The sequence below is a fragment of the Thiovibrio sp. JS02 genome, assembly GCF_053485635.1.
This window is the reverse complement of the sequence record NZ_CM130715.1, coordinates 3,640,437-3,660,767: the sequence shown is the minus strand read 5'-3', so window position 1 is coordinate 3,660,767 and position 20,331 is coordinate 3,640,437. Positions and strand designations below refer to the sequence as shown.

General features: G+C 58.2%; 15 protein-coding genes. 2 read left to right on the top strand and 13 right to left on the bottom strand.

Annotation, left to right across the window (positions count from 1 at the left end):
* Positions 1 to 62: 62 nt before the first annotated feature.
* The 4 genes from ACUUL3_RS16795 to ACUUL3_RS16780 form a co-directional block, all read right to left on the bottom strand.
* Entirely contained in the window at positions 63 to 2,597 is a 2,535-nt protein-coding gene (locus ACUUL3_RS16795; protein WP_448553342.1) for a relaxase/mobilization nuclease domain-containing protein, read from the bottom strand.
* 38 nt (positions 2,598 to 2,635) lie between these two features.
* Positions 2,636 to 2,986 (bottom strand): plasmid mobilization relaxosome protein MobC, encoded by a 351-nt coding sequence (mobC, locus tag ACUUL3_RS16790; protein ID WP_448556515.1) that lies wholly within the window; start codon positions 2,984 to 2,986, stop codon positions 2,636 to 2,638.
* 265 nt (positions 2,987 to 3,251) lie between these two features.
* On the bottom strand, positions 3,252 to 5,234 hold the full coding sequence (locus ACUUL3_RS16785; RefSeq protein WP_448553340.1) for a DotA/TraY family protein: 1,983 nt from the start codon (positions 5,232 to 5,234) through the stop codon (positions 3,252 to 3,254).
* Positions 5,231 to 5,626 carry a hypothetical protein gene (locus ACUUL3_RS16780; RefSeq protein ID WP_448553338.1) on the bottom strand — a complete coding sequence of 132 codons (396 nt, stop codon included), beginning with the start codon at positions 5,624 to 5,626 and terminating at the stop codon, positions 5,231 to 5,233. Before ACUUL3_RS16780 ends, ACUUL3_RS16785 begins: the two co-directional genes overlap by 4 nt.
* A gap of 878 nt (positions 5,627 to 6,504) precedes the next feature.
* Between ACUUL3_RS16780 and ACUUL3_RS16775 the strand changes: the two genes are divergently transcribed.
* A complete protein-coding gene (locus ACUUL3_RS16775; protein ID WP_448553336.1) occupies positions 6,505 to 7,056 on the top strand; it encodes a hypothetical protein in 552 nt (183 codons plus the stop codon).
* A 494-nt stretch (positions 7,057 to 7,550) separates the two neighbouring features.
* Here the strand turns inward: ACUUL3_RS16775 and ACUUL3_RS16770 are convergent, their stop codons facing one another.
* From ACUUL3_RS16770 to ACUUL3_RS16755, 4 genes are all read right to left on the bottom strand, one after another.
* Positions 7,551 to 7,829, bottom strand: a complete 279-nt coding sequence (locus tag ACUUL3_RS16770; RefSeq protein WP_448553334.1) for a hypothetical protein — start codon at positions 7,827 to 7,829, stop codon at positions 7,551 to 7,553.
* 198 nt (positions 7,830 to 8,027) lie between these two features.
* Positions 8,028 to 8,339, bottom strand: a complete 312-nt coding sequence (locus tag ACUUL3_RS16765; protein ID WP_448553332.1) for a hypothetical protein — start codon at positions 8,337 to 8,339, stop codon at positions 8,028 to 8,030.
* Between the two features lie 15 nt (positions 8,340 to 8,354).
* The gene (locus tag ACUUL3_RS16760; RefSeq protein ID WP_448553330.1) at positions 8,355 to 9,047 is read right to left on the bottom strand and encodes a carboxypeptidase-like regulatory domain-containing protein; all 693 of its coding nucleotides are present in this window, start codon (positions 9,045 to 9,047) and stop codon (positions 8,355 to 8,357) included.
* A 290-nt stretch (positions 9,048 to 9,337) separates the two neighbouring features.
* Positions 9,338 to 10,558, bottom strand: a complete 1,221-nt coding sequence (locus tag ACUUL3_RS16755) for a cytochrome c3 family protein (protein WP_448553328.1) — start codon at positions 10,556 to 10,558, stop codon at positions 9,338 to 9,340.
* Between the two features lie 739 nt (positions 10,559 to 11,297).
* Here ACUUL3_RS16755 and ACUUL3_RS16750 point away from each other — a divergent pair.
* Positions 11,298 to 13,184, top strand: coding sequence for a hypothetical protein (locus ACUUL3_RS16750; RefSeq protein ID WP_448553326.1), 1,887 nt, complete (start codon positions 11,298 to 11,300; stop codon positions 13,182 to 13,184).
* 149 nt (positions 13,185 to 13,333) lie between these two features.
* On the opposite strand, the gene ACUUL3_RS16745 is transcribed toward ACUUL3_RS16750, so the two are convergent.
* The 5 genes from ACUUL3_RS16745 to ACUUL3_RS16725 all read right to left on the bottom strand — a co-directional run bounded on the left by ACUUL3_RS16745 (position 13,334) and on the right by ACUUL3_RS16725 (position 20,327).
* Positions 13,334 to 14,548 carry an HD-GYP domain-containing protein gene (locus tag ACUUL3_RS16745; protein ID WP_448553324.1) on the bottom strand — a complete coding sequence of 405 codons (1,215 nt, stop codon included), beginning with the start codon at positions 14,546 to 14,548 and terminating at the stop codon, positions 13,334 to 13,336.
* A gap of 142 nt (positions 14,549 to 14,690) precedes the next feature.
* Entirely contained in the window at positions 14,691 to 15,857 is a 1,167-nt protein-coding gene (locus tag ACUUL3_RS16740) for a diguanylate cyclase (protein WP_448553321.1), read from the bottom strand.
* Positions 15,858 to 15,900: 43 nt separating this feature from the next.
* Positions 15,901 to 17,601: a sensor domain-containing diguanylate cyclase gene (locus ACUUL3_RS16735; protein WP_448553319.1), complete on the bottom strand. Its 1,701-nt coding sequence runs from the start codon at positions 17,599 to 17,601 to the stop codon at positions 15,901 to 15,903.
* A 76-nt stretch (positions 17,602 to 17,677) separates the two neighbouring features.
* Positions 17,678 to 19,393 carry a tetratricopeptide repeat protein gene (locus ACUUL3_RS16730; protein WP_448553317.1) on the bottom strand — a complete coding sequence of 572 codons (1,716 nt, stop codon included), beginning with the start codon at positions 19,391 to 19,393 and terminating at the stop codon, positions 17,678 to 17,680.
* A 37-nt stretch (positions 19,394 to 19,430) separates the two neighbouring features.
* Positions 19,431 to 20,327 (bottom strand): NHL repeat-containing protein, encoded by an 897-nt coding sequence (locus ACUUL3_RS16725; protein WP_448553315.1) that lies wholly within the window; start codon positions 20,325 to 20,327, stop codon positions 19,431 to 19,433.
* Positions 20,328 to 20,331 lie beyond the last annotated feature (4 nt).

The window sequence follows — 20,331 nt, the reverse complement described above, 5'->3', positions numbered from 1 at the left end:
GTTGGGGGGCCAGGGGGCGGGGAGGGCCTGACCTCCCCGACTCCCCCTGCGTGTTATTGGGATTAAGTGGGCCGTGGCGCAGAGTTTGCTTTCTTGGCCCTGCCGGCCTCCCGGCGCTCTTCTGCCTCTCTGAGCCGTTCTTCTTCGGCTCGGGCCTCTTCCTGAACTCGACGCTCTTCTGCCTCTCTTTCCTGCCTCTCCCGCTCTTGTTGCTCGGCTAGAGCCTTTTCTTTGGCCTCCCGCTCTTGCAGACGCACCTCTGGATCCGCCCGGCGGATCTGATTGTCGATGTTTTTGTCCAACTGCTGGTGCTCCACCTTCTCCTGCCGCTCTGCCTTCTCTGCAAATGCCTCTATTTCAGAGGGGGTAACTTTCAGTGCCTTGATCTCTTGCTCGATCTTTTCCAACCTCCGCGCCTCTTTTCCTCCCAACTCCTTGAGCCTTACGATATCCTGACCGACCTTTTCCCGCTGGCCGAATTGCCAAAAAGCAAGCATTTCCTGCTGCTTCTCAGCCTCAGCCACCTGCCGCTTGAGAGACGCTTGCCGATTCAGGGCTTGTTTCTTCTCTTTGGCCAGCTCCGCTCGGCGCTCCCCGTGTTTTTCCTTCAGGCATCTTGCGTGGCAAGCCTCCGGGTCCAGCCTCCAGCCCCACTGCTGATTTATTTCCTTATGCATCTCCTTGCGGTGCTCGTTGTATAGATCACGGAGTTGCTCACGCACCTGAGTGCGGATCGCCTCAGGGGCAAGGTCATGCAGCTTGTACCCCACATCCGTATGGGCAATCGCGCCGAACTGTACCGGGGTCAGGGAGCGTTTCCGTGCGATTTTCTCTATCCATTCCCTTGCCTTGTCTTCTGGAGTTTGCTCGACAGGCATTATATGTTTTGGTGTCACCTCTTGATTTTCGGTAGATATCATTTTTTGCTCCTCACGAGGCCGGGAAGCAGCAGATGAAGCAAAGACGTCGATGCCCTCTGTGCTGGCTTCTTCTGATGCTGCTGCAGGTGCTTCCAGAGTGCCCTGCCCATTCCTGCGAACTCCTGCTCCAGGGTCGCAATTTGCTGATTCTGGTGCAGGATCTGCTGTTCCAGCGCCTTGATCTGCTGAGGCAAGCGGAACAGTGGTTTCAACATGGCCGCTGTCTCCTGCGTCACCTGCTGCAGCTGTGCCCGCATCAGCCGCAAGATCTCTTCCCCCTGCTCCACCGTCAGGAGCTGGGGAGGGGGCGGCGTTTCCTGCTGCCAGTTGTTCTGAGGTTCGATCTCCTCCTCCATTTTCTGAATCATGCTCATGTGCTGTTTCCTCCTTTGGTGGCAACGTATAACCGGGTTGTATTTGATTTTGAGGGGAGGCAGCCGGGCCGATCGAATCCGGCATGCCATGTTTTTCTCGCCAGGACTGAAGCTCGGCCAGGTCCTCGGCAGATGGCTGATATCCCTTGATATCCAAGCCCATCTTGGATCCGGCCAGCCAGGCCTTGCGGCAAAACTCCTCCTCGCCCTGGATTTTCAGGGATTGGCCGAAGGTCTCCGAGGCGGTAAGCAGCGCCGCCCGGATGGCCAAATCCTGCCGGGCCAAAACGTGAATCTGCTGCCCTTCCAGCCGGAAAGCGGTACGTTCAGGTTTTTTGCGGTAGGCCCAGGATCCGTCTTCCTGCTGGATAAAATACCTATCACGCTCTTTCCGGGGATCGATCTGCCCCCGCGCCCGTTGGATATCAGGCGCCGCGGTTGGGACCGGTCCAGCAGGGCTGAAGGTGCCAGCAACCTCGGAATCCGCTGCCTTTGCCCGCAGTTGAGCAATCAGTTCGGCATCCCGGGCCTGGTCAAAGTGGGTGTCTGCAGCGATACGCTGCCACTTAAAGGCTTTTCCGAGGCTCGATCCGGAGAAAGCATCACCGCCGGCTCGACGGAAGGAAATACCCCCCACCTGCCCGCTTTTTCCGTTGGGGATGATTTCTATTTTTTCTGCCTGGCAGCGGGAGACGAATGTACGGAAATCAGGACAATTTTCGCGAGCGGCCGTGATTTTCGTCTGCAATACAAGCCGATCCGGGATCTGACCGGTCCGGCGGTATTGTCCGAGCTCGCCTTTGCTGAGTGATTTTTTCTCGCCGCCCTCCTCGCCGGGTGTGACCTTCAGGTTGTGCGCCTTTTCCAGTTCCAGGCAGATCCTGATTGATTGGCGGATGCCATACTGGTCATGCCAGACCTTACCGTCCAAGGCAATGCGGCAGACAAGCAAATGGATATGGTCATGCTCCTGGTCTATGTGCCGGAGGCAATGCCACTGATGCCGGTCAGGATCCATGCCCATGCGAGAGAGATAGTCTCGGGCGATTTCCGCCCATTTTGCGTCCCCTGGCTTTTCTCCTGGGGGACACGAAAGGCTCACATGGAAGACTGGATTTTTAATTCCCGGCCGGAGCCGCCGCGAGGCAGCAAACTGGCGGGCCAGGTCGCGGGGCTCAGTGCCTAAGACATTTCCGGCCCCCTCCACCGGAACAGGTCTGCCCGGGTGATTCTCCTCACCCGGCCCATAGAGATATTCCAGAGCTCCCCGGAACCCGTTCCCTTTTGTTATTTTGCTTTTCACGGCCTCCTCCTATGGCTGAAATATGTGATTTTGTGTCCTCAAATTTCGTCACCCTCCCAGTCCTGGGCATTTGCAGAGGCAATATGTGTTTCGGTGTCATCGGGCGGGAAAAATCCCTCCCCGAGGAGCTGGAGGCGAAGCTGCTCCAGTGCATCTCGGATCTCTCGGATATCCGGGGCAACGACTCCTTCCGCGCCTGCCTCTACTAGGTGCAGCCGATGAGCAATCTGGTTCAGATTTGCCCCCACCCTGGCCAGAGAAACCCAGGCTTCATGGTTGATCGCGGGGATAGAGTGTATTTTCCGGCCCAGGGCCTGATTTCGGATATAGTCTGGGATACCACCCTCCACGAGGCCGTCATCCCCGGCCATGCGGGAGAGGTACTGCATTTCCAGGTCAGAAAAGTGGACCCGAATTCTGTTTTTTCTTTTTTGGCTGGCCGGCAAGGCCGGGCGGCCACCTTTTTTGTAAGCCATTTACGCCTCCTCCTATGGATGCAATATGTGATTAGGTGTCCTCATATCTTTTCCGGGGCAAGCGAAGCGCCGCCCCATGGGCTTTTCCCGCTGCAGTAAGACAGGGGGCAAGGTATTCGGGACCCCCTTTTGGGGGCACCGAATAACACCTTGCTACCTGCCGAATCTTTGACCGCGATCAATCCCCTCCGGGGTTGATGGTGTTTTTCTTGTTATTTTTTCCTCCGTCCCCTGGCGGCCCCATCCGACCACCACCTGCCCTCTGGATATTGGCCACTACTCCAGTTGTTTTGTTTTCCACTTCGCGTTCACCGCCCTCGCCTCCTACTTTGGAAGAATATCCACCAGCCCAGGCAATGACCTCGGACGGCAGATGGTGAATGAAAGAGAAGGCCCTACCGCAGATCTGCCAGACCAGAATAGAAAAAATGATCATGCAGGCAATAAAGCCAAGTAGGCCAGCGAGTCCCTGAAACGCCCCCTCAAAGAAAAACTTGATCGCGAGTCGCAAAAATTCGCCGAAAAATTGGATGATCAGCCACCCAGCCACCAGACCTCCGAGCATCAGGGTCGGCCTGAACAGGAGATGCATGAGGAAAATATAGCCGTGGCTTGTGCGCGGGCCGAGTCCCGCTCCTGCATCGGAATCCAAATGAGCAAAAGCCCATAATGGGGCACCGAAGAGCGCCTCCACAAAAACAATCAGCCAGGCCAGGACCCCCAAAACCCAATAAATAAGGGGGAGAAAAGGAAGGTAGTAGGCAAAAATCAACCCAGTGGAAAGTAAGGGAAGACAAAAAAGAAAGACAAAAATACTGAGGATTGACCCGGCCATGCCGCCCAACATGCCGCCACTGAAGGCAGAAGCGGTGGCCAGGGCTGCCACAACTGCCGTGACGGCAGCTAGTGTGCCAATTATCAGTTTATGGCCTAGACTGCCCAATCCTCCCAGCAAATCTTGCTCTCCGCCTTCTACCCAGGAAAGAACCGTGGAGAGATTTTTAGCCAACGGGGAAAAAAGAACCCCCATATCAGGCTTCTTGAGTGAAAAATAAGTTTTTTCTGGGGCTGTGGCGGCCTCAGCCATGATTTGGCTTTCCTGAACATTTGCCAGAACTGTCAGGCCTGCTGGTCCGGCCTGGCCGCTATCAGAAACGAAAGCAAATGGAGGAACGGCCTCCAACTTCATCCCCGCGACCGCCTGAATTTCCCGATTGATGCTCGCTATTTTGGCAAGGGTGGCCCCGGCGTAAATCCAGCTTTTGCCACGGTCCTGCGCCATCCATCTGTCAAAGGCGCTGCCGGCCTGAAGTGCTACGTCAGCTAAAGAAGAAGAAACTGCCTGCCGATAGTTATCTTTGGCTGCCGCCAGGGCCGCCGGATCCGGACGGCGTTGCTGGTACACCAGCGCCCGAGCCAGAGGATGCAACTGCCTAGCCATATATTGCATGGCGATGAGGTGCGAAGTAAGGATGGCATCACGCGAAAAATACTGACTGTCCTCCCCCTGGGGCTCCGGGAGCCGCACCCCGCCGCACACTGCGAGCGGGTACCCCTGCACGCCCCCAAAAATAAGAGCCCTTCCACGGAATTCTTCCCAGGGCATCTCTATTTCGCCGGGCCACTGGCGGCCTTCCACCCGGCCTTCCACGGTAGGGACACCAAGCTCCGCGCGATCTTGATCTATTTTTTTATTTACGGCTTCCTGACAAACAAGAGCAGAAAAAAGGGCTTGAGCGCCCTCATCTTGAGGAGCAGCAACAGGAGCGGAGAAGAAAGAGGTAGAATTCCAGGACAACAGGCCCTCCCAGGCGCCCTGCCAGGCTACACCCCCCACACCTATCCCAACAATAGAGCAGAATATGACTATGACCTGAGAAAAAGTAAGGCCGTGCCATACAGGGGTTAAGCCGGCAATCCCTAGCATAATTCTGATAGGCGTCCATGCAGTTTCTGCTTTGCGCAGCTTCTCGCCGCCGTCCACCGCAGTCCCCACAAAACCTTTAACCGCGCTATAGATTAGCACTACCACGCCCAGCGAAAACACTGCGATATTAAATACATACAAAACGTCAGAAAGCGGCCCCTCCCCGGACAGGAGATTCAGCATCTCCTGTCCAGGGTCACCGGCCGCGGCGGCCAGCCAATCAGATATGCTCATTGCAAGTACTCCTTGAGCTTTTCGGGTAACCAAGCCCTCAGTGAATAAAGCACAGATGGCCTTTCTAGGCTGAAATCACGTCGAAATTCTGGCGACAGGCCAGCCCGAAACGCTTCCATAATTTGGGCTTGAGTGGACTCAGGAAGGGCCTTGAAGGTGGCCCAGGCCTGCTCTATTTGTGTTTTTTTAGCGCCCTCCGCATCGGCCCGCCTGGCAGCCTGCTCCTGCTCTGCTGCGGCTATGTTGGCTTTCTCTTGCTCCTCCTGCCTCCATACTTCCAGTTGCCTCCTCTCCTCTACAGTCAGTCCTCCCCGTGCCAAGATGTGCCTTGCAAGCCCTTCCCTGCTGCGCACTTGTCCCTTTAGGTCAGCCAGGACTACAAACTCCCTCACCTCTTCCTCCCCTTGGGGGGGTAGGGGGGGAGTAGTTAAAGATGTAGTAGAAGATGAAGAGCCATTGCCAGGGCATTGCCTCGGCATTGGCGCGGGCATTGGCCAAGCAATGCTTGTGCCATTTTTTCTTTTCGTTTCGATGGGTTGCTTGCCCCATCGCGCCGCCGCACCGGACCGCCCCCTCCGGGCCTGTTTTTCTCTGTACTTCTCCTGTTCCTCCCTGACCCTCTCCAGCCGGCGGCAGCGCAGCCTCCCGTCTGGGCCCGCAGGGAAAAGGTGGGCCACCTCTTCCCAGGCGGCCAACTCTTGGGGCAGCACTCCCAGCACCCTTGCCAAGGGTGCGGGTGACGCAGGGAGGCTCCCCTGTATCCATTGCTGGGCAAGTCCTTTGATCAACAACCCGCATGCCGCGGAGGAAAGTTCCGCGGTCTTCGTCAGAAATTCCGCTGCATAAAGCTGAAAGGCAGGCCCGGCCATGGCTACTATCTCCCCTGCCTTGCCAGAGTCTCAGCTTTGTTAGGCCGGCCAGGCTTTCCCTTGGCCGCCACAGGTGCCTCCCCTGCGAGGCCAGCAAGCCAGGCCTCTACGTCCTGCTTTCTCCATGCCCACCGCCGGCCTAATCTTATTGGCTGCGGAATTGCGCGAGGCCAATTGCGCCGTGCGATGTGGGTGCGAATCGCCGCTTCGCTCATCGCCAGAGCACGCGCCAAATCCACTATGTGGATCACTAATTGTTGCATTTCAGATAACCTCCTGATATTATGTTGTTAATTGATTAATCGAGGTTAGGCTATAGTGACACAAAGGCCGATGCGCTTACAGGCCCGAAATTCAAAAAAAAATGAACCCATTTTTGGCCGGTCCAGGGAGCGCCAATCATGAAAAAAGACCATAATTTCAAGGGAAACCGTTCTGCGATCACCGCGAAGCTTGTGCGTGAGGTCACCAATAAATCTGGAAAAACTCAGTCTGATCTAGAAGAAATTTTTGATCTGGATAGGAAATCTGATGGATCCGGGAGGTACTGGCGAAAACTCAAAAGCGGTGATGCCACGCTAAGAAGCCCAGATGTTTGGCGCATCGCCGAACAAGCACACGAAAAAGGTTTTCTCGAAGAGCGAAAAGCGTTTGGGTTAATCCTTGACAGCCTGGCGCTAGATAATGACAAGATACGGATAAAGAAAGAAAGAACTGCCGACAAAAAAATCGAGCTCTATCTTTCGAAAATCACAGATATTCTCTTTTCGGAGATGAAGGACATGAAGATCCCGGTAGACGGGGTTATCGAACGGCATATTGATAAGCTTGGTGCGCAGATGCTGGAAATGGCGCTCGAAAAGAGGAGGGAGATACAGCTCAAAGAGATGAAACTCCTCAACGATCTCCTTGACAAGGAAGACAATGAAACATCGAGAGAAAACTCCTTGTAGAGCTTGCTCCAATTTTGCTCCACCGGAAGTGAAAAAAATGGCTTAATCATGAATAATCATGGTTAAGCCAACAAGCTGAAACAAAAAGATTAATCTTACGAAGCAACGATAAATAGCGATTAAAAAATCGGACTACGAATCCGCAGGTCGCACGTTCGAATCGTGCCGGGCGCACCAGAAATAGCAAGGGGTTAGCGATTTTTCGCTAACCCCTTTTTTCGTGCTGCGGTCCTATTGCGGTCCAGAAGCGAAATGCGAGGTGTGATTCAGTATCGAAAACATCGACACCGTTTCAGCCGCAAAGTCCAGAGTGATCCCCTGTATTGGCTAACAGAAAGAATAAGAATTTTGTATTGAATAAATTTTGGTGGGATTTTCTGGGGACTGATGGGAGTTAGCGGGAATTAAATAATAGAAAAAATGGCGAATTTTCTTTTTAAGAAAATTTGAGGGAAAAACAAAAACTGAGATACTTTTTGCAAGCAAACTAAGAATTATTTCTTGCGCGTTTTTTCTTTTGCTTTTCTTAGTTCTTGTTTAGCCTTCTTCCTGATTGTCTCAAGCTCTGTGATAAGACGGTTCACTTCATAGTCAATTTCATTGTCTGTCATCATTTGCGGGGATATAAAAGTGGTGGGATGACCGCTTCCAAAGTAGTCGCCTCTTGTACATGTCTTGATGTAGATATGCACAAAAGGCGGAAATTTTGGTTCATCTTTTCCAGGGGCGATGGTCTTAATGTCAAAGTTGTAAGTCATTGAAAAAATATCCATGCAATATGGCTACTCGTGGCCATCTAATTTCACTTCCCCTACCCCGATAAAGGTTGCCCCAGAGATCTGACCACCAACGTCATTTGCATTAATTTTCAGAAAAACCGGCTCCCTGTCCCATTCCGCCTTCTGGAATCGCTCTTTATTTCCGTCGGCGCCGACATCCGGCCATGTAAGCGGCGGTCAGATTCGCCCCGCTCAAATCCCCAAATCCTTGCCCTGGCGGATAAAGGTGGGGATCTGCTGCCACTCCTCCTTGGAAAAGGAGATATGCGGATAACGCCTCATCCTCTCCTGTACGCTCATGCCGAAAACTTCGTGGTTCACCTCTTCGATCAGCTCCTGCAGCTCTCCGCCGGTGAAAACCCTGAGCTGCATGGCCGCGTCGATGAAGCCCTCCAGATAGCCCTTCTCCCGTTCCGGCACGGCATGGGTGGTCTTTACGGTGAAGTAATAGCGTCGCAGGGCGACGCGAAAGGTTTCAAAATAGTCTTTTTCTTCCTGTTCCATGTCCACGCTCCCCTGTCAATAGTCGCGCAACAATCGCTGCATTGGCAAGGGCCGCCAGCTGGGAACAAGGTCGACGGCAAGCTCCAGGGGTTGTCCCGCGCGGACCTCCACCTCCCTGCTCTCCACGCCAAATCCCGGCACTTCGATGACCAGCAGGTAATTGCCGCTCCGCAGCCGGAAGAGGATATGGCTGGAGTCGTATCGGGAACGCCCCACGATTTGGCCGTTTTGCTGGTCCCGGACGGTGAGCACGACATTGCCGACCTCTTTCCCCTCCGGCGCCAGCAGGCGCATGCGCACCTCGCCCGTCGGCCCCTGCTCCCAGGGCTCCCGGGCCATGGCTTCGTTGACGGCAAACCAGGAGGAGCCGGAAATCCCGCCGCCTTGCGTGGAAGCCTGCCCGCCGATGCTGGGCGGCAGATCGTTGGGAATGATGGTGAGAAAAACGGTGATGATGCTGCCGCCCACATAAAACGCCTTTTTGAGATCATCGACCTCGGAAACCAGGGTCAGCACCGCGCCCAGAAAAACAAAGAGCAGAACGATGTAAATCGGCTGGACGGAAAGGCCGAGATGGGTGTGCAGGGCATCCCGCACCCGCAACAGGGTGGAAACCTCCCCCTTTGCGGTCAACTCCGCCAAGGATGCCACCAGAGCTCCGGTGGCGCCGACAAACAGGCACCAAGGATTGCATTGCACCTTCCCCATGATCAGTCCCCTCTCTGCTGCAGAGATTGTTTCCCGGCAAGCCAAGGCCCCCACGCCTCTTTTTCGGCCGCCGTCCCGCGCAACGGGCTTCCGCCCGCGCACACCCTGATCATACCATATCGACAAGCCGCGGATCACTTTTATCGTCAGGCCGTTTGCCCTGTTTTTTTCAGCGGCGCCGGGCCGTCATTTGCGGCCGGGCGAAATGAAGGGGAAACTGGAAAAGGGGGCCGGCGCTGGCCCCCTTTGGGGTGGTTCTCTTCTGAAAAAAGCAAAGGGTGCTTGCCTTGCTAATCCTTGGCGTGACACTTGTTGCAGAGCGCCCGCTGATGGGTGGCGAATCTGCCGGCCGGCCGGTCGTACATGGCGGCCAGGGTTTCCGCCTCGGTGCGGCCCCTGGCAAATTCCGGATAGGAAGCGCCCACGCCGTTGTCGATGCCGGGCCACATGCCGTCAAAGGTGATAAAATCAACGGAGTTGTTCCAGCGCATCATATATTCCCAGCCCGAGGCGTGGGCGCGGTGGCAGGAAAGGCACATGACCTTGTCCGAGGAGTTCGTGGGCCCGCCGAGCTGCGAGTCGTCGCTTTTGGCCTTGGCGGCCAGGATGGCGAAGCTGCCGGTGTTCTGGGCAAAGGGCACCAGGGAGAGATAGGAGGTGGCGTTCGCCCCGGTGAAATCGCCGGACCTGACATACCGCTGGTAGATGGGGGTCACGATGGGGCCGAGGCTCTGGTCGATGGGATGCACGATGTTGCCGGCATTGTGCATGTTGGGATGACAGGTGGTGCACCACTGGCCCCACTGGTTGTTGCCCGCCGAAATCTTGACCCCATAGGCAACCCTGGTCTGGGTGACGGCCTCGCTCCGGTTATAGCTGGATGGCGCCACGGCCACGGGGACGCCGTAGTAGGTGATATTCGCCTTTTTATAGCCGTTTCCCGCCAGCAGGCGGTAGACGCCGACCGACTGGCCGGCGAGGGGAATCGGACTGTCGGCATAGGAGCCGGAGCCAATGATGGGAGCGCCGCTGGTGGCGACGTTGCCCTCCGCCATGCGCCGATATTTGCCGTGGGGGTCGTGGCAGCTGTTGCAGGCAAGCTGGGCGCTGGGGAAGCTGCCGCCGGGGGCAACGGCGTTCACCGGGTCAACGCCATAGCCCTGGTCCACGGCGACGATATTGTGTCCATGGCCATGCCCGGATTCCACGCCGACGACCCCGTCCACCGTATAGCTGTAGTCCTTCTTGAGCCAGCCGAAATCCCCGCCCGGCGTTTTCTGGAGCGGAGCGACACCCGCCGGCATGTCGGCAGCCGCGGTGCTGACATGGTACCCGGAAGGGCCGCTGTCCCCTGCCTGCTCGTGGCAGTTCAGACAGGTGGAGCTCTGATCGCTGCCCAGGAGAAGAAAGCTGCCGGGGCCCGTGCCCACGGAAGAATGCATGCTGTGACAGCCGCCGCATTCGCCGACCCCGCCGCTGTGAAAAGCAAAGGCAGCCCCCCCTGACCCCATCGCCAAAACCCCCGCGCCGGCGCAAACCATCCGCAAACAAAATTTCCTCATCCCCACACGCACCCGTTTGTAGTTATTGTCTTCTATTCCGGCCTCCCGGGCCGGAATCCGCCTTGGTTCGCACACCAGTTCCGCTGCGCGAGAATCCGATTTTCAAAAATGCAAAAATCAATCCCTCTGCCCCGGACTCCCTCAGAAAAAGTTATACATATCAGCCCATTATCAAGATAATAGCCATGGGAAAGCAGCGCAACCAGCCGGATATACGGTGAAATCACCAGACCGGCATTCCAGGGCGGTCCAGGAAAAATTCCGCGCCATCACCATGGAAATACGTAGTTCTCAGTATTCCGAAAGAGCACTCCGCACTCTCTGCTGGTACCATTGTTCAATCACGAAATAAAAAATTGGGGATTTCACCAGGCCAAATATGGTGAAATCCCCAATTTCTTCTCCATGCGCCCCTGCCCCACCATTTTTTGAAAAAAAGAAAAAAAGACACTTGCCCGCCCCGCCACCAGCCTCACAAAAAAATACGTAATTACAAAACCATAAGAAAACACAAAAAAAAGTTCACAAACGGGAGCAATTCTTGCAAAACAGTCCACGAAAAAGATTGCGGGAAAATGTCACCATCCTGACAAGGCTGCTGTGGCATTTTCTCGCGACAACGATAATGGGGCACATACCCCATTATCGTCAGAGGGCAACACCCACAATCATTATCACGGAGGGGAAAATGAAAAAGCTTTATTCCATTTTGGGGGCTGCGACGCTGGCGGCAAGCCTGGGTCTGTTTGTCGGGCAAGGCAATGCAGGAAAGCCGGTCGATAACGACGGGGACGGTTACAAGTCGACCGCGGACTGCAATGACAGTGACCCAACCATCTGGGCCCTCAACTCCTGCGGGTTGTGCGAACCGGAATCCGCCTGCGGTGGCGGCGGTGGCACCAATCCTCATGCAAACATCAGCGGAACCTTTGCCACTCCGGCAGATGTTACCGCCAAGTGCCTGGAATGCCATAACGCCGAAGGCTCCCACGCGGTCAGCTCTCTCCACGGCATGATGCCAACGCCTGCCCCGAATGTCAGCAACATGACCCGCTACAGCCAGAAACTTGATGAGATCAATACCTTCTGCAGCTACCCCAATCCGGCCCTGGCCGGCGCCGCCTGCTTGGGCTGCCATCCAACCCTGGGCAAATTTGAAAATCTGACAGCTTCCGATCTTGACTGCCTCCGCTGCCATAATGACAGCTACAAAAGGAGATTCGCCCCGGAAACAGATCCGGCCAATCATGTCACGGTTATCGACTGGCAGGGTACCAGCAAGACCTACATCCCTTCCGACAAGGATGCCAGCGGCAATTTCCACGTCGTTTTCGACTGGAACGCCATGCCCGGTATGACGGCAACCGACCTCATCGCCGGAGTGCATAAGCCGACCACCACCACATGCCTCAGCTGTCATGCCAAAGCAGGCGGCGGGGACTGGACCAAGCGCGGCGATCTCGGCCTTTCCTCAAGTAATCCCACGGCTGCGGAAGATGTGCATCTGGCCTCGATTGCCAACGGCGGGGCAGGATTGAGCTGCGCAAACTGCCATACGCCATCCACCCATCAGATCCCGGGCCGCGGCATTGACCTGCGACCTTCTGAAGGCGGCAACGTGAAACAATGCGTGGATTGCCATACGGGCATGGACAACGGCGGCCATGCCGCCCTGGGTATCCGCGTCGAACCGGACCGGCATGTGAAGAGGGTCGCTTGCCAATCCTGCCATATCCCCGCTTTCGGCAAGGGCGGCGCCACGGAGCTGTGGCGGAACTGGCAGGTCCCCCATTGGAACCAGGCCCTCTGCGACGGCCAGGGCGCATGGGCCGGTGAAGAGCACAAGGTTGCCAATGTGGCGCCTGACCATGTTTTCTTTGACGGTACCAGCTATGTCTACTCCCTGGGGGATACCCTCAGCAAGGTCGACCCGATCAGCGGACTTTCCCTGCTGGCCGACGCCAATGGCGGGGTGAACGATCCGTTCGGCACGAGCAAGCTGGTCCCCATCAAACGCCACCAGTCCAATATGGCGGTGATGAGCTCCGGGCCGGATGCCGGCAAGGTCATTCCCTATGACGTGGTCTGGCAGTTCATGACCGGGCTTTCGGAGGAAGCGGCGGAAAACGGCAAAGCATACGCCGGTTATTCCGGCAGCCATGAATGGAAATGGGTCGAGGCGGAAATGGCCATCAATCACGGGGTAAGCCCAGCCGCGAGTGTTGCCGCCTGCACCAGCTGCCACCATGGCAACAACCAGTTCACCATCGAGTTTGCCAGCAAGCTCGACAAGGTGGGGTATGCTCTCAAGGACGCCAATAAGGACGGCGTTGTCACCGCGGCGGACAAGGCAATCATCTGCAGCCAGTGCCACGCGGAAAAAAACCTGAAACGTGACTGGCAGCAGATGCATGCCCATACCGCTAAAGGCTCGGGAATCGGCTGCGCTTTCTGCCACGACATCAAGCGCCCGGAGCGCGGCCTCTGCGAGCCATGCAACCCGGATGGCACCGTGAACACGGCCTGCATCAACGAGTTTGTCGACAGCAATTACTTTGACCACTGCACGGAGTAATTCACCAGACAGACCCGGGGCAAGCCGGCAGCGTACCCGCTGGCTTGCCCCGTAAAAAAAAAAGCCGCCTCCTGAAAAGGGCGGCTTTTTTTATTTCTGACCGCCTTGTCGGCGGCTCTGGAAAAAACAGCGGCTTCGGTGGAAGCGGACTAGGCGGTCTCCACGAAGACCTTGTTGATCTCCGCCAGGTGCTTCATGAAAAGATCGACCAGCTTGGGATCGAAGTAGATGTTCCTGAGTCGCTCCACCTCGCCCACGGCATCGTCAAAACGCCATGCCTTCTTGTAGGGGCGCTCCGAGGTGAGGGCGTCGAAGACGTCGCAGATGGAGGTGATGCGGCTGGCCAACGGAATCTGCCCCTCCGCCAGCCCCTGGGGGTAGCCGGAACCGTCCCAGCGCTCGTGATGGGTCAGGGCAATGGTTTGCGCCACCTGCATGAGGGGGGAGCCTCCGCCCCCCAGCAGATCCGCGCCCACCCGGCAATGGGTTTTGATGATTTCGAACTCCTGGCAGGAGAGCGGCCCCTGCTTGCGGAGAATGGAATCGTCGATGCCCAATTTTCCCACGTCGTGCATGGGCACCGCATGGTACAAGACCCAGTTGGCCTTTCTGCTCAGGCCGAAGGAGCGGCCGATGATGGCGCAATACTGGCTGAGCCGCTTGATATGGGCGCCGGTGTCTCCGTCCCGGCAGGCGGCGGCCTGGGTCAGACGGCTTACCACGTCGAGCTGGGCCTTGCGCAATTCCCTGGTCCGCTCGGCGACAATCAGCTCCAGATTATCCCTGTGAAAGGAAAGCTCCTCCTGCACCTCGCTCAGACGCTCCTCAAGCTGCATCTCCTTGCTCACGTCGATGAGGGAGCCGTAGGAGAGCACCACCCCGTCGCCGCCATGCATCTCGATCCTGGCCAGATCCTTGAGCCAGACCGGACTGCCGTTCACATCCACCTTGTAGACCGCCTCCACGGCGCCGCCCCGCTCCGCCATCCGCCGCATGGAGTCGCGCATGCGGTCGAGCTGGGGCCGATCCCGGACGATCTTGTCGATGGCGGGTGGATTTTTCTGCAGCCGGTAGAGACAGCGGTTGATGATGTTTTCCCGGAAGGCATCGGCCAGCGCCGCTGTTTTGAGACCAAGCAGCGAGTGCAGCCGGGAGCCGGCATACTCATACCAGATATGGCCGCCGTCGGGCCGCCAGGCTGCGATGTAGGGAATTATCGGCGAACCTATCTTCTCCAGCGCCTCCAGGTGGACAATGGCCTGGGAAAGATTCCGCTGCAGGCCGTTGCTGTAGGCGCCGGAAAGGATCCTGCCGGTGTAGTTGTACCGCTTCCGAAAGTAGGAGAGGGTGTTTTCCGTCATCATTCAGTGGGAGGTGCTCAAGTCCGTGCCGGTTGCGGCGGCAGAGGCATTTGCGTAAAATCCGGGCCAGAGGCGCTGCCGCGCCCCTGTTGCGGTGGGGAAATCAGGGAACCCATGGCCGGAAACAACAGCCGGTTTTTCTTCCTCATTGCCATGAATTACTCCATTGCGGAAGCGTGTTCAACACATAATCGCCAAGCACCGTTTTTACCGGGGCCTGCTCCTCCAGAAAGGAAACGCCGATATCGAAGCGATCGCTCGCCAGCTGCCGGGTGCGGACAACCTTGCCCTGGATGGCCACCGGCTCGTCGTTCAAGCCCATGTTGATTTCGATGAGCGATCCCACATCGATGGGGAATTGGTTCTCGATGAGAATGCCGCCGCAGCAGAGATCCTTGCTTTTCACCATGGCCGCGACATCGTCCGGCGGAGGAAGCGCCCTGATATTGAGCTGTTTGACAAAGGGCACCCGGACAAACTTGCGGCCGTTGGGCTTGTGGAACAGGACCGCGTTCTTGCCGTTTCGCTTTGCCCGGTAGAGCGCCTCGTCGGCATATTGCCGCAAGGAAAGGGAATCGGAGCCGTCGTCCGGAAAGGTTGCCACCCCGCCGCTGATGGTGACCCGCATGGGCTGCCCGCCGAACGCCATGTTGCGGTCCGCCACGCTTGCCCGTATCCTTTCCGCCAGGACCAGGGCCTCTTTCTTGTCGGTGTCCGGGAGGAGAAGGACAAACTCATCGCCGCCGTAGCGGGCGGCCAGATCCTCCATGCGCTTCTTCGCCGCCAGGATTTTGCCGACGCCGCGCAGCACCGCATCCCCGGCCAGGTGGCCGTGGGTATCGTTCACCGCCTTGAAGGAATCAACATCGATGAAGAGCAGGGAAAGCTTGCGGCCGTACCGTTTTGCCCTGGCGATCTCCTGCCGGAGGGCCTCTTCAAACGCTTCCCGGTTATAGAGGTTGGTCAGAAAATCATGCTGGTTGCGATGGAAAATCTCCTCAAACTGATAGACATCCACCAGCTTGGGGAAGCCGATGCTCCGCTTCACCCAGTGGAAATAGTCACAGACCGTGACCGGCAGGTTCACCGGCCTCCTGAGCGCCTCCGACAGGGCCGCCTGATGGGCGACGATCTCCTGCCAGTGCCGCACCGCCACCTGGGGTTCAAAGTCGAGATGGGTGAGGATTTCCAGGATTACCTTGCAGGCCTCATCCCCCTCCTGGGCAATGACCTTATTGAGGCTTTCCACCAGATCATCGTCCGGGTCGCAGTTCTGCATGCAGGCTAAAATCGCTTTTCTGATCGCATCCATCCTCTTTCTCCCCTGAAATCTCCACCACCACCGCAGGCAGCCATCAGCTCCTCCCTTCCCCCGCTTCCAACGCCTGCAAATTACAAGCAAAAACCGTACCGCTTCGCTTTTTCATTTTTTCCTCATACATGGCGCTGTCGGCCCGGGAAAGAACCTCATCCAGGCCGCCCCTGCCCCCGGGAACAACATGGGCGACCCCCACGCTGCAGGAAACGGCATACCGCCGCTCCTTCCGGTCGTTGAAAAGACGGATCCGCTCGGCCAGACGTTGCCGCAAGGCGTCGCTGCTCCCCGTTTCCGGCGAAAAGCTTCCGAAGACCGCGAACTCATCCCCGCCGATCCTGGCGATGACGTCGGCGGCCCGGAAGGTCTCCTTCAGGATCTCGGCGGTATCCTTGATCGCCTGGTCTCCGGCATTGTGGCCGAAACGGTCGTTGATCTGCTTCAGCCCGTCCAGGTCGATATAAAACACCGCCATCCTCGTCTGCTGGCGCTGGGCCAGGTCCAGCTCCTGCTGGGCAAGGGTCCGGAAGCCGCGGCGGTTGAAGAGGCCGGTCAGTTCATCGCTGATGGAGATGTCGCGGAGCTTGTCCTCCAGCTGTTTGCGTTCAATAATGCCGGCGATGAGATTGGCGACGGCGAGAAAGATCTTCTCCGCCCTCTCGCTATGCCCCTGCCCCGCCTTGGGGTAGAGGGTGAAAACCCCCAGCAGCTCGCCCTGCGCCGATTGGATGGGAATACAGTAATGGCCGTGTGCCGCCATGCATGCCGCCCTCCCCGCCTGGTCTTCGTCCGGGGCGGCCGGGAAAAAACAGGGGGTGGTTTCCGTGTTTTGCCGGCGACCGCACTCTCCGGCCGGCTTTCCGCCGCAACCGGCGAGCAGCTCGGGATCCAGGCCGCGCTGGGCGGCAAGCTCAAGCCTCTTGGTGTTTTCGGCGACCAGAAAGACCGCGCCCTTCGGCTCCAGGGCGATACCGGGGAAGGAGGCAAGATGGCAGATGAAGATCTCCAGGATTTCCCGGAGCGAGGTCTTGACCAGGGAGAGCTGAAAAAGTTTGTTGAAGATCACCTCGGTCTGAAAATTTTTCTCCTTCTCCTCATCCAGGAGCCTTTTGGCCGCCATGCCCTTCCTGGCCCGGCAGAAGCTGAAAAAGGTCAGCAGCACCATGACGCCCGCGATCACGGTGAGCACAGTATAGACCTTGGCCATCAGCTTGTCGAGGCTGGCCTTGGCCCGGGTGATGTCGTAATAGATTTCAAAGGCGCCGCTGAACTTGCCGTCCCGCATGATGGGCACGTAAGTCTCCACCACGGCAACCGGAACCACCCGCCCCTCCAGGGTTCTGGCCCCCTCCTCCACCACCTTGGTGTACGATTGCCCCCGGGCGACGACCTCCCGGAAATAGGGTTTCTCATTCACCCTGCCTATATCGGCATGGTCCGAGGAATAGAGAATCCGGCCACTGGCGGAAAAATACTTGAATTCCTCGACCTGAAAATTCTTCTTGATCGCCGCCTCGTTTTCCACGAGTCGGTTGTGGACCGCCTGCCCGCTCGCATCCTCCGGGTCGAGGATAAAGCTCGAAATCAGATGGTTGGAAACCCTTTTCGCCTCTGTCTCGGAATTGTCCACCACCAGCTGCCGGAAATCAGGAGAGAGAAAGAAATAGACATAGGTCGGCAGGACGAGGGCGGCCGAGAGTGACAACCCGACGAAAACCTTGAGACAGTTTGAACTGAACATTACCTGATGCTTTTTCCCTAAAAAAATTCCCTGCCGGCAAAACGGCTTGCGCAGCCGCGGCACCCGGCGCTCTCTCCTATTGCAACCCTTCCCAGAAAAACCACGGGGTGGCGCGATTGCGGGCGGCGCCAACCACGGCAACCTGTCCCGGCCGCAGATCAATGGGCCTGGCGAAGACGTACACGCAACGCTGCCAGCCCGATGCCGGATTTTTATGCAACGGATGGTTCTCAAAGACCACCGAGTCGTCCATCTCCAGCCGGAGCCACTGGATAATCCCGCAACACCGGCCCGCTTTGCGTACGGGCAGCGCGAACCTGTCGCGCTCCTCGGCAAGGAACCGCCCGGTTTTTTCAAAATCAAAAAAGAACGCGGAGGCGGCATCGGTGAGCAGCTCGACGTCGAGATCGTTCCTGCTTATGTATTGCCTCCGGACCACAAGATCATTGAAACGGCTCAGATCAAAACCATGCACTTCGCCGACCCGGATATTCTTCTCAAGATCGGCCCCGCCGAACAGGGCGAAGCGGATGGCGCCCCGGGCCGGGATAATCCGGGCGCCGGGTTTGAGCAGGCGGTGCCTGGCGTCTTCGATGCTCGCCAGGACTCCCTCGCCGAGAAACTCGCTGGAGAGGATCTCGGAAACGAGAAGGTCGGCCCGGTCGTCCATATCAACGCCGATCTCCAGCCGGTCGGACCTCTTGGCCACGACCTTCACCGTCCGGGCCAGGCCGTTGTCCGCGACGATGGCCCGCGCCGTCTCGGCGATTTCCGGCACCGCCTCGCATGTCGTCACCTGTTTCGCCCCGAGTTTCGCGGCCATCATGGCCAGCAACCCCGAGCCGGTGCCTATTTCCAGCACCTGCGTGGCCGGGGTGACGGCGGCCCGCAGGGCGGCCAGATAGGCGTCGTTCCGCGGGGCGTCATTCATCATGGGCACATGCCAGCCCGGAATGAGCTGCGTGAGCGCCTGATCGAGCCCGGCAAGGGTCTCGACGTCGAAGGGATCGAGCGCCGCGCCTCTCCGGTAGCTGGCCGCGGCCTCCCCGGCCCGGCCCAGTCTCAGCAGAGTTTCCGCCAGGCCTCTGTGCGCCCGCAGATAATCGGGTTTGAGGGCGATCGCCTGCCGGTAGCTCGCCTCCGCCTCTTCCAGCCGACGCAGCTTCAGGAGGGTGAGCGCGAGGTTGGCATGCGCTTCCGCGAAACCGGGCCTCCCCGCCAGGGCCTGCCGGAAACTCGCCTCGGCTTCGGCAAACAGTTCCAGTTCCTTGAGGGCATTGCCCAGATTGTTGTGCGCCTCGACGAAGTCCGGACTGGCGGCCAGCGCCTGCCGGTAGCTGGCCGCCGCCTCCGCGAACCGCCCGGCCTCGAAGAGGATGATGCCGAGGTTGTTGTGCGCCTGGGCATAATCGGGCTTGAGCGCCAACGCCTGTCGGCAGCTTGCCTCGGCCTCGGCAAGACGCCCGAGCTGGAGAAGGGCGCAGCCGAGGTTGTGGTGGGCCTGCGCGTCGCCGGGCGCCAGGCCGACGGTGGCGGTCAGGGCTTCCAATGCCTCCGCGGGCTTCGCCTGCATGAGGAGCGCAAGGCCGAGAGCCTTCCAGCCCTCGGGATGACCGGGCCAGCGCCGAACGGCCTCGCTGGCCTTCTCCTGAAACAGGGCGAGCTTTCCGGCCTGCAACAAGGCCGCCAGTTCGCCGGCAAGACGTGGCGCCGGCCCGTCGGACTCCTTGCGACCGCCCCCCCCCGAGCCCGGGCGCAGGCCGGCGGGAATGCGTTTTTTGTTTTTTTTCATCCGCCTGACTCCCCGTCCGCTCCGGAATTTTCCGCCCCTAACGGAAAATCTGCACCCTGTTGTTGTTGCGGTCCGCGACAAAGGCAAGGCCGTTTCCGCTGAGACAGAGGCCCACCGGATAGTCGAAAAGCCCTTCATTCCATCCCTTGCCGGCCTTCTGCCCGCGATGGGAGCCGTCCAGACCGAGAAGGACGATCCTGCCGCCGTTCTGGTCGGTGAGATAGAGCGTACCGCCGTTGTCCGTGGCGATGTAGGTGGGAAATTTCATCTGCTCCTTCAAGCTCTTGGAAAGCGGGCTGAAGCTGGTCGCCTCCTTGCCGGCTGAATGGACGCAGGCATTGACGCTGTCAACAAGGTAGAGCGTGCCGCCGCTGTCCACCACGAAATCGGCGAAAGACCCGAACTCGGCCGGCAGGGCGATCTGCCGGAGAAACTCGCCGCTCAGGGTCGAAACCAGCAACCGGCCGCCCTGGATATCGAGCAGGTAGACCCTGTCCTCCTTGTCTATCCGGAAGCTTCGCGGCACCACCGCCGCCCAGTCGGGCGCTCCCTTCATCTCGAAATTCCCCAGAAACTGGCCATCGGCGCCGAAGCGGAGAAGCCGCCGGGTCTTGCTGCTCAAGGCCCAGATCTCTCCCCTGGAGGTGCGCTGCACCCGGATGGGGCTTTGCAGCTGCGAGGCCACCACCTGCGAGACGAACTTCACCTCGTTGCCGTCCAGGCTGTAAAGGACAAGGCGGTCGTTGCCCGTATCGGCGACAATCACCTCCTCCGCGCCGCAGGCCACGTCTTCCGGGTGGAGAAATCCCTTGCCGTCGGCGTCGGAATAGATGGAGACCACCGGCTGGAACATGAGCGCCTGCTCGCCGAGCGCGGCTTGGGTTGCGCAAAAAAGCGAGGCCACTACGAAAACATTGATCATTATTGCACGCACGCGC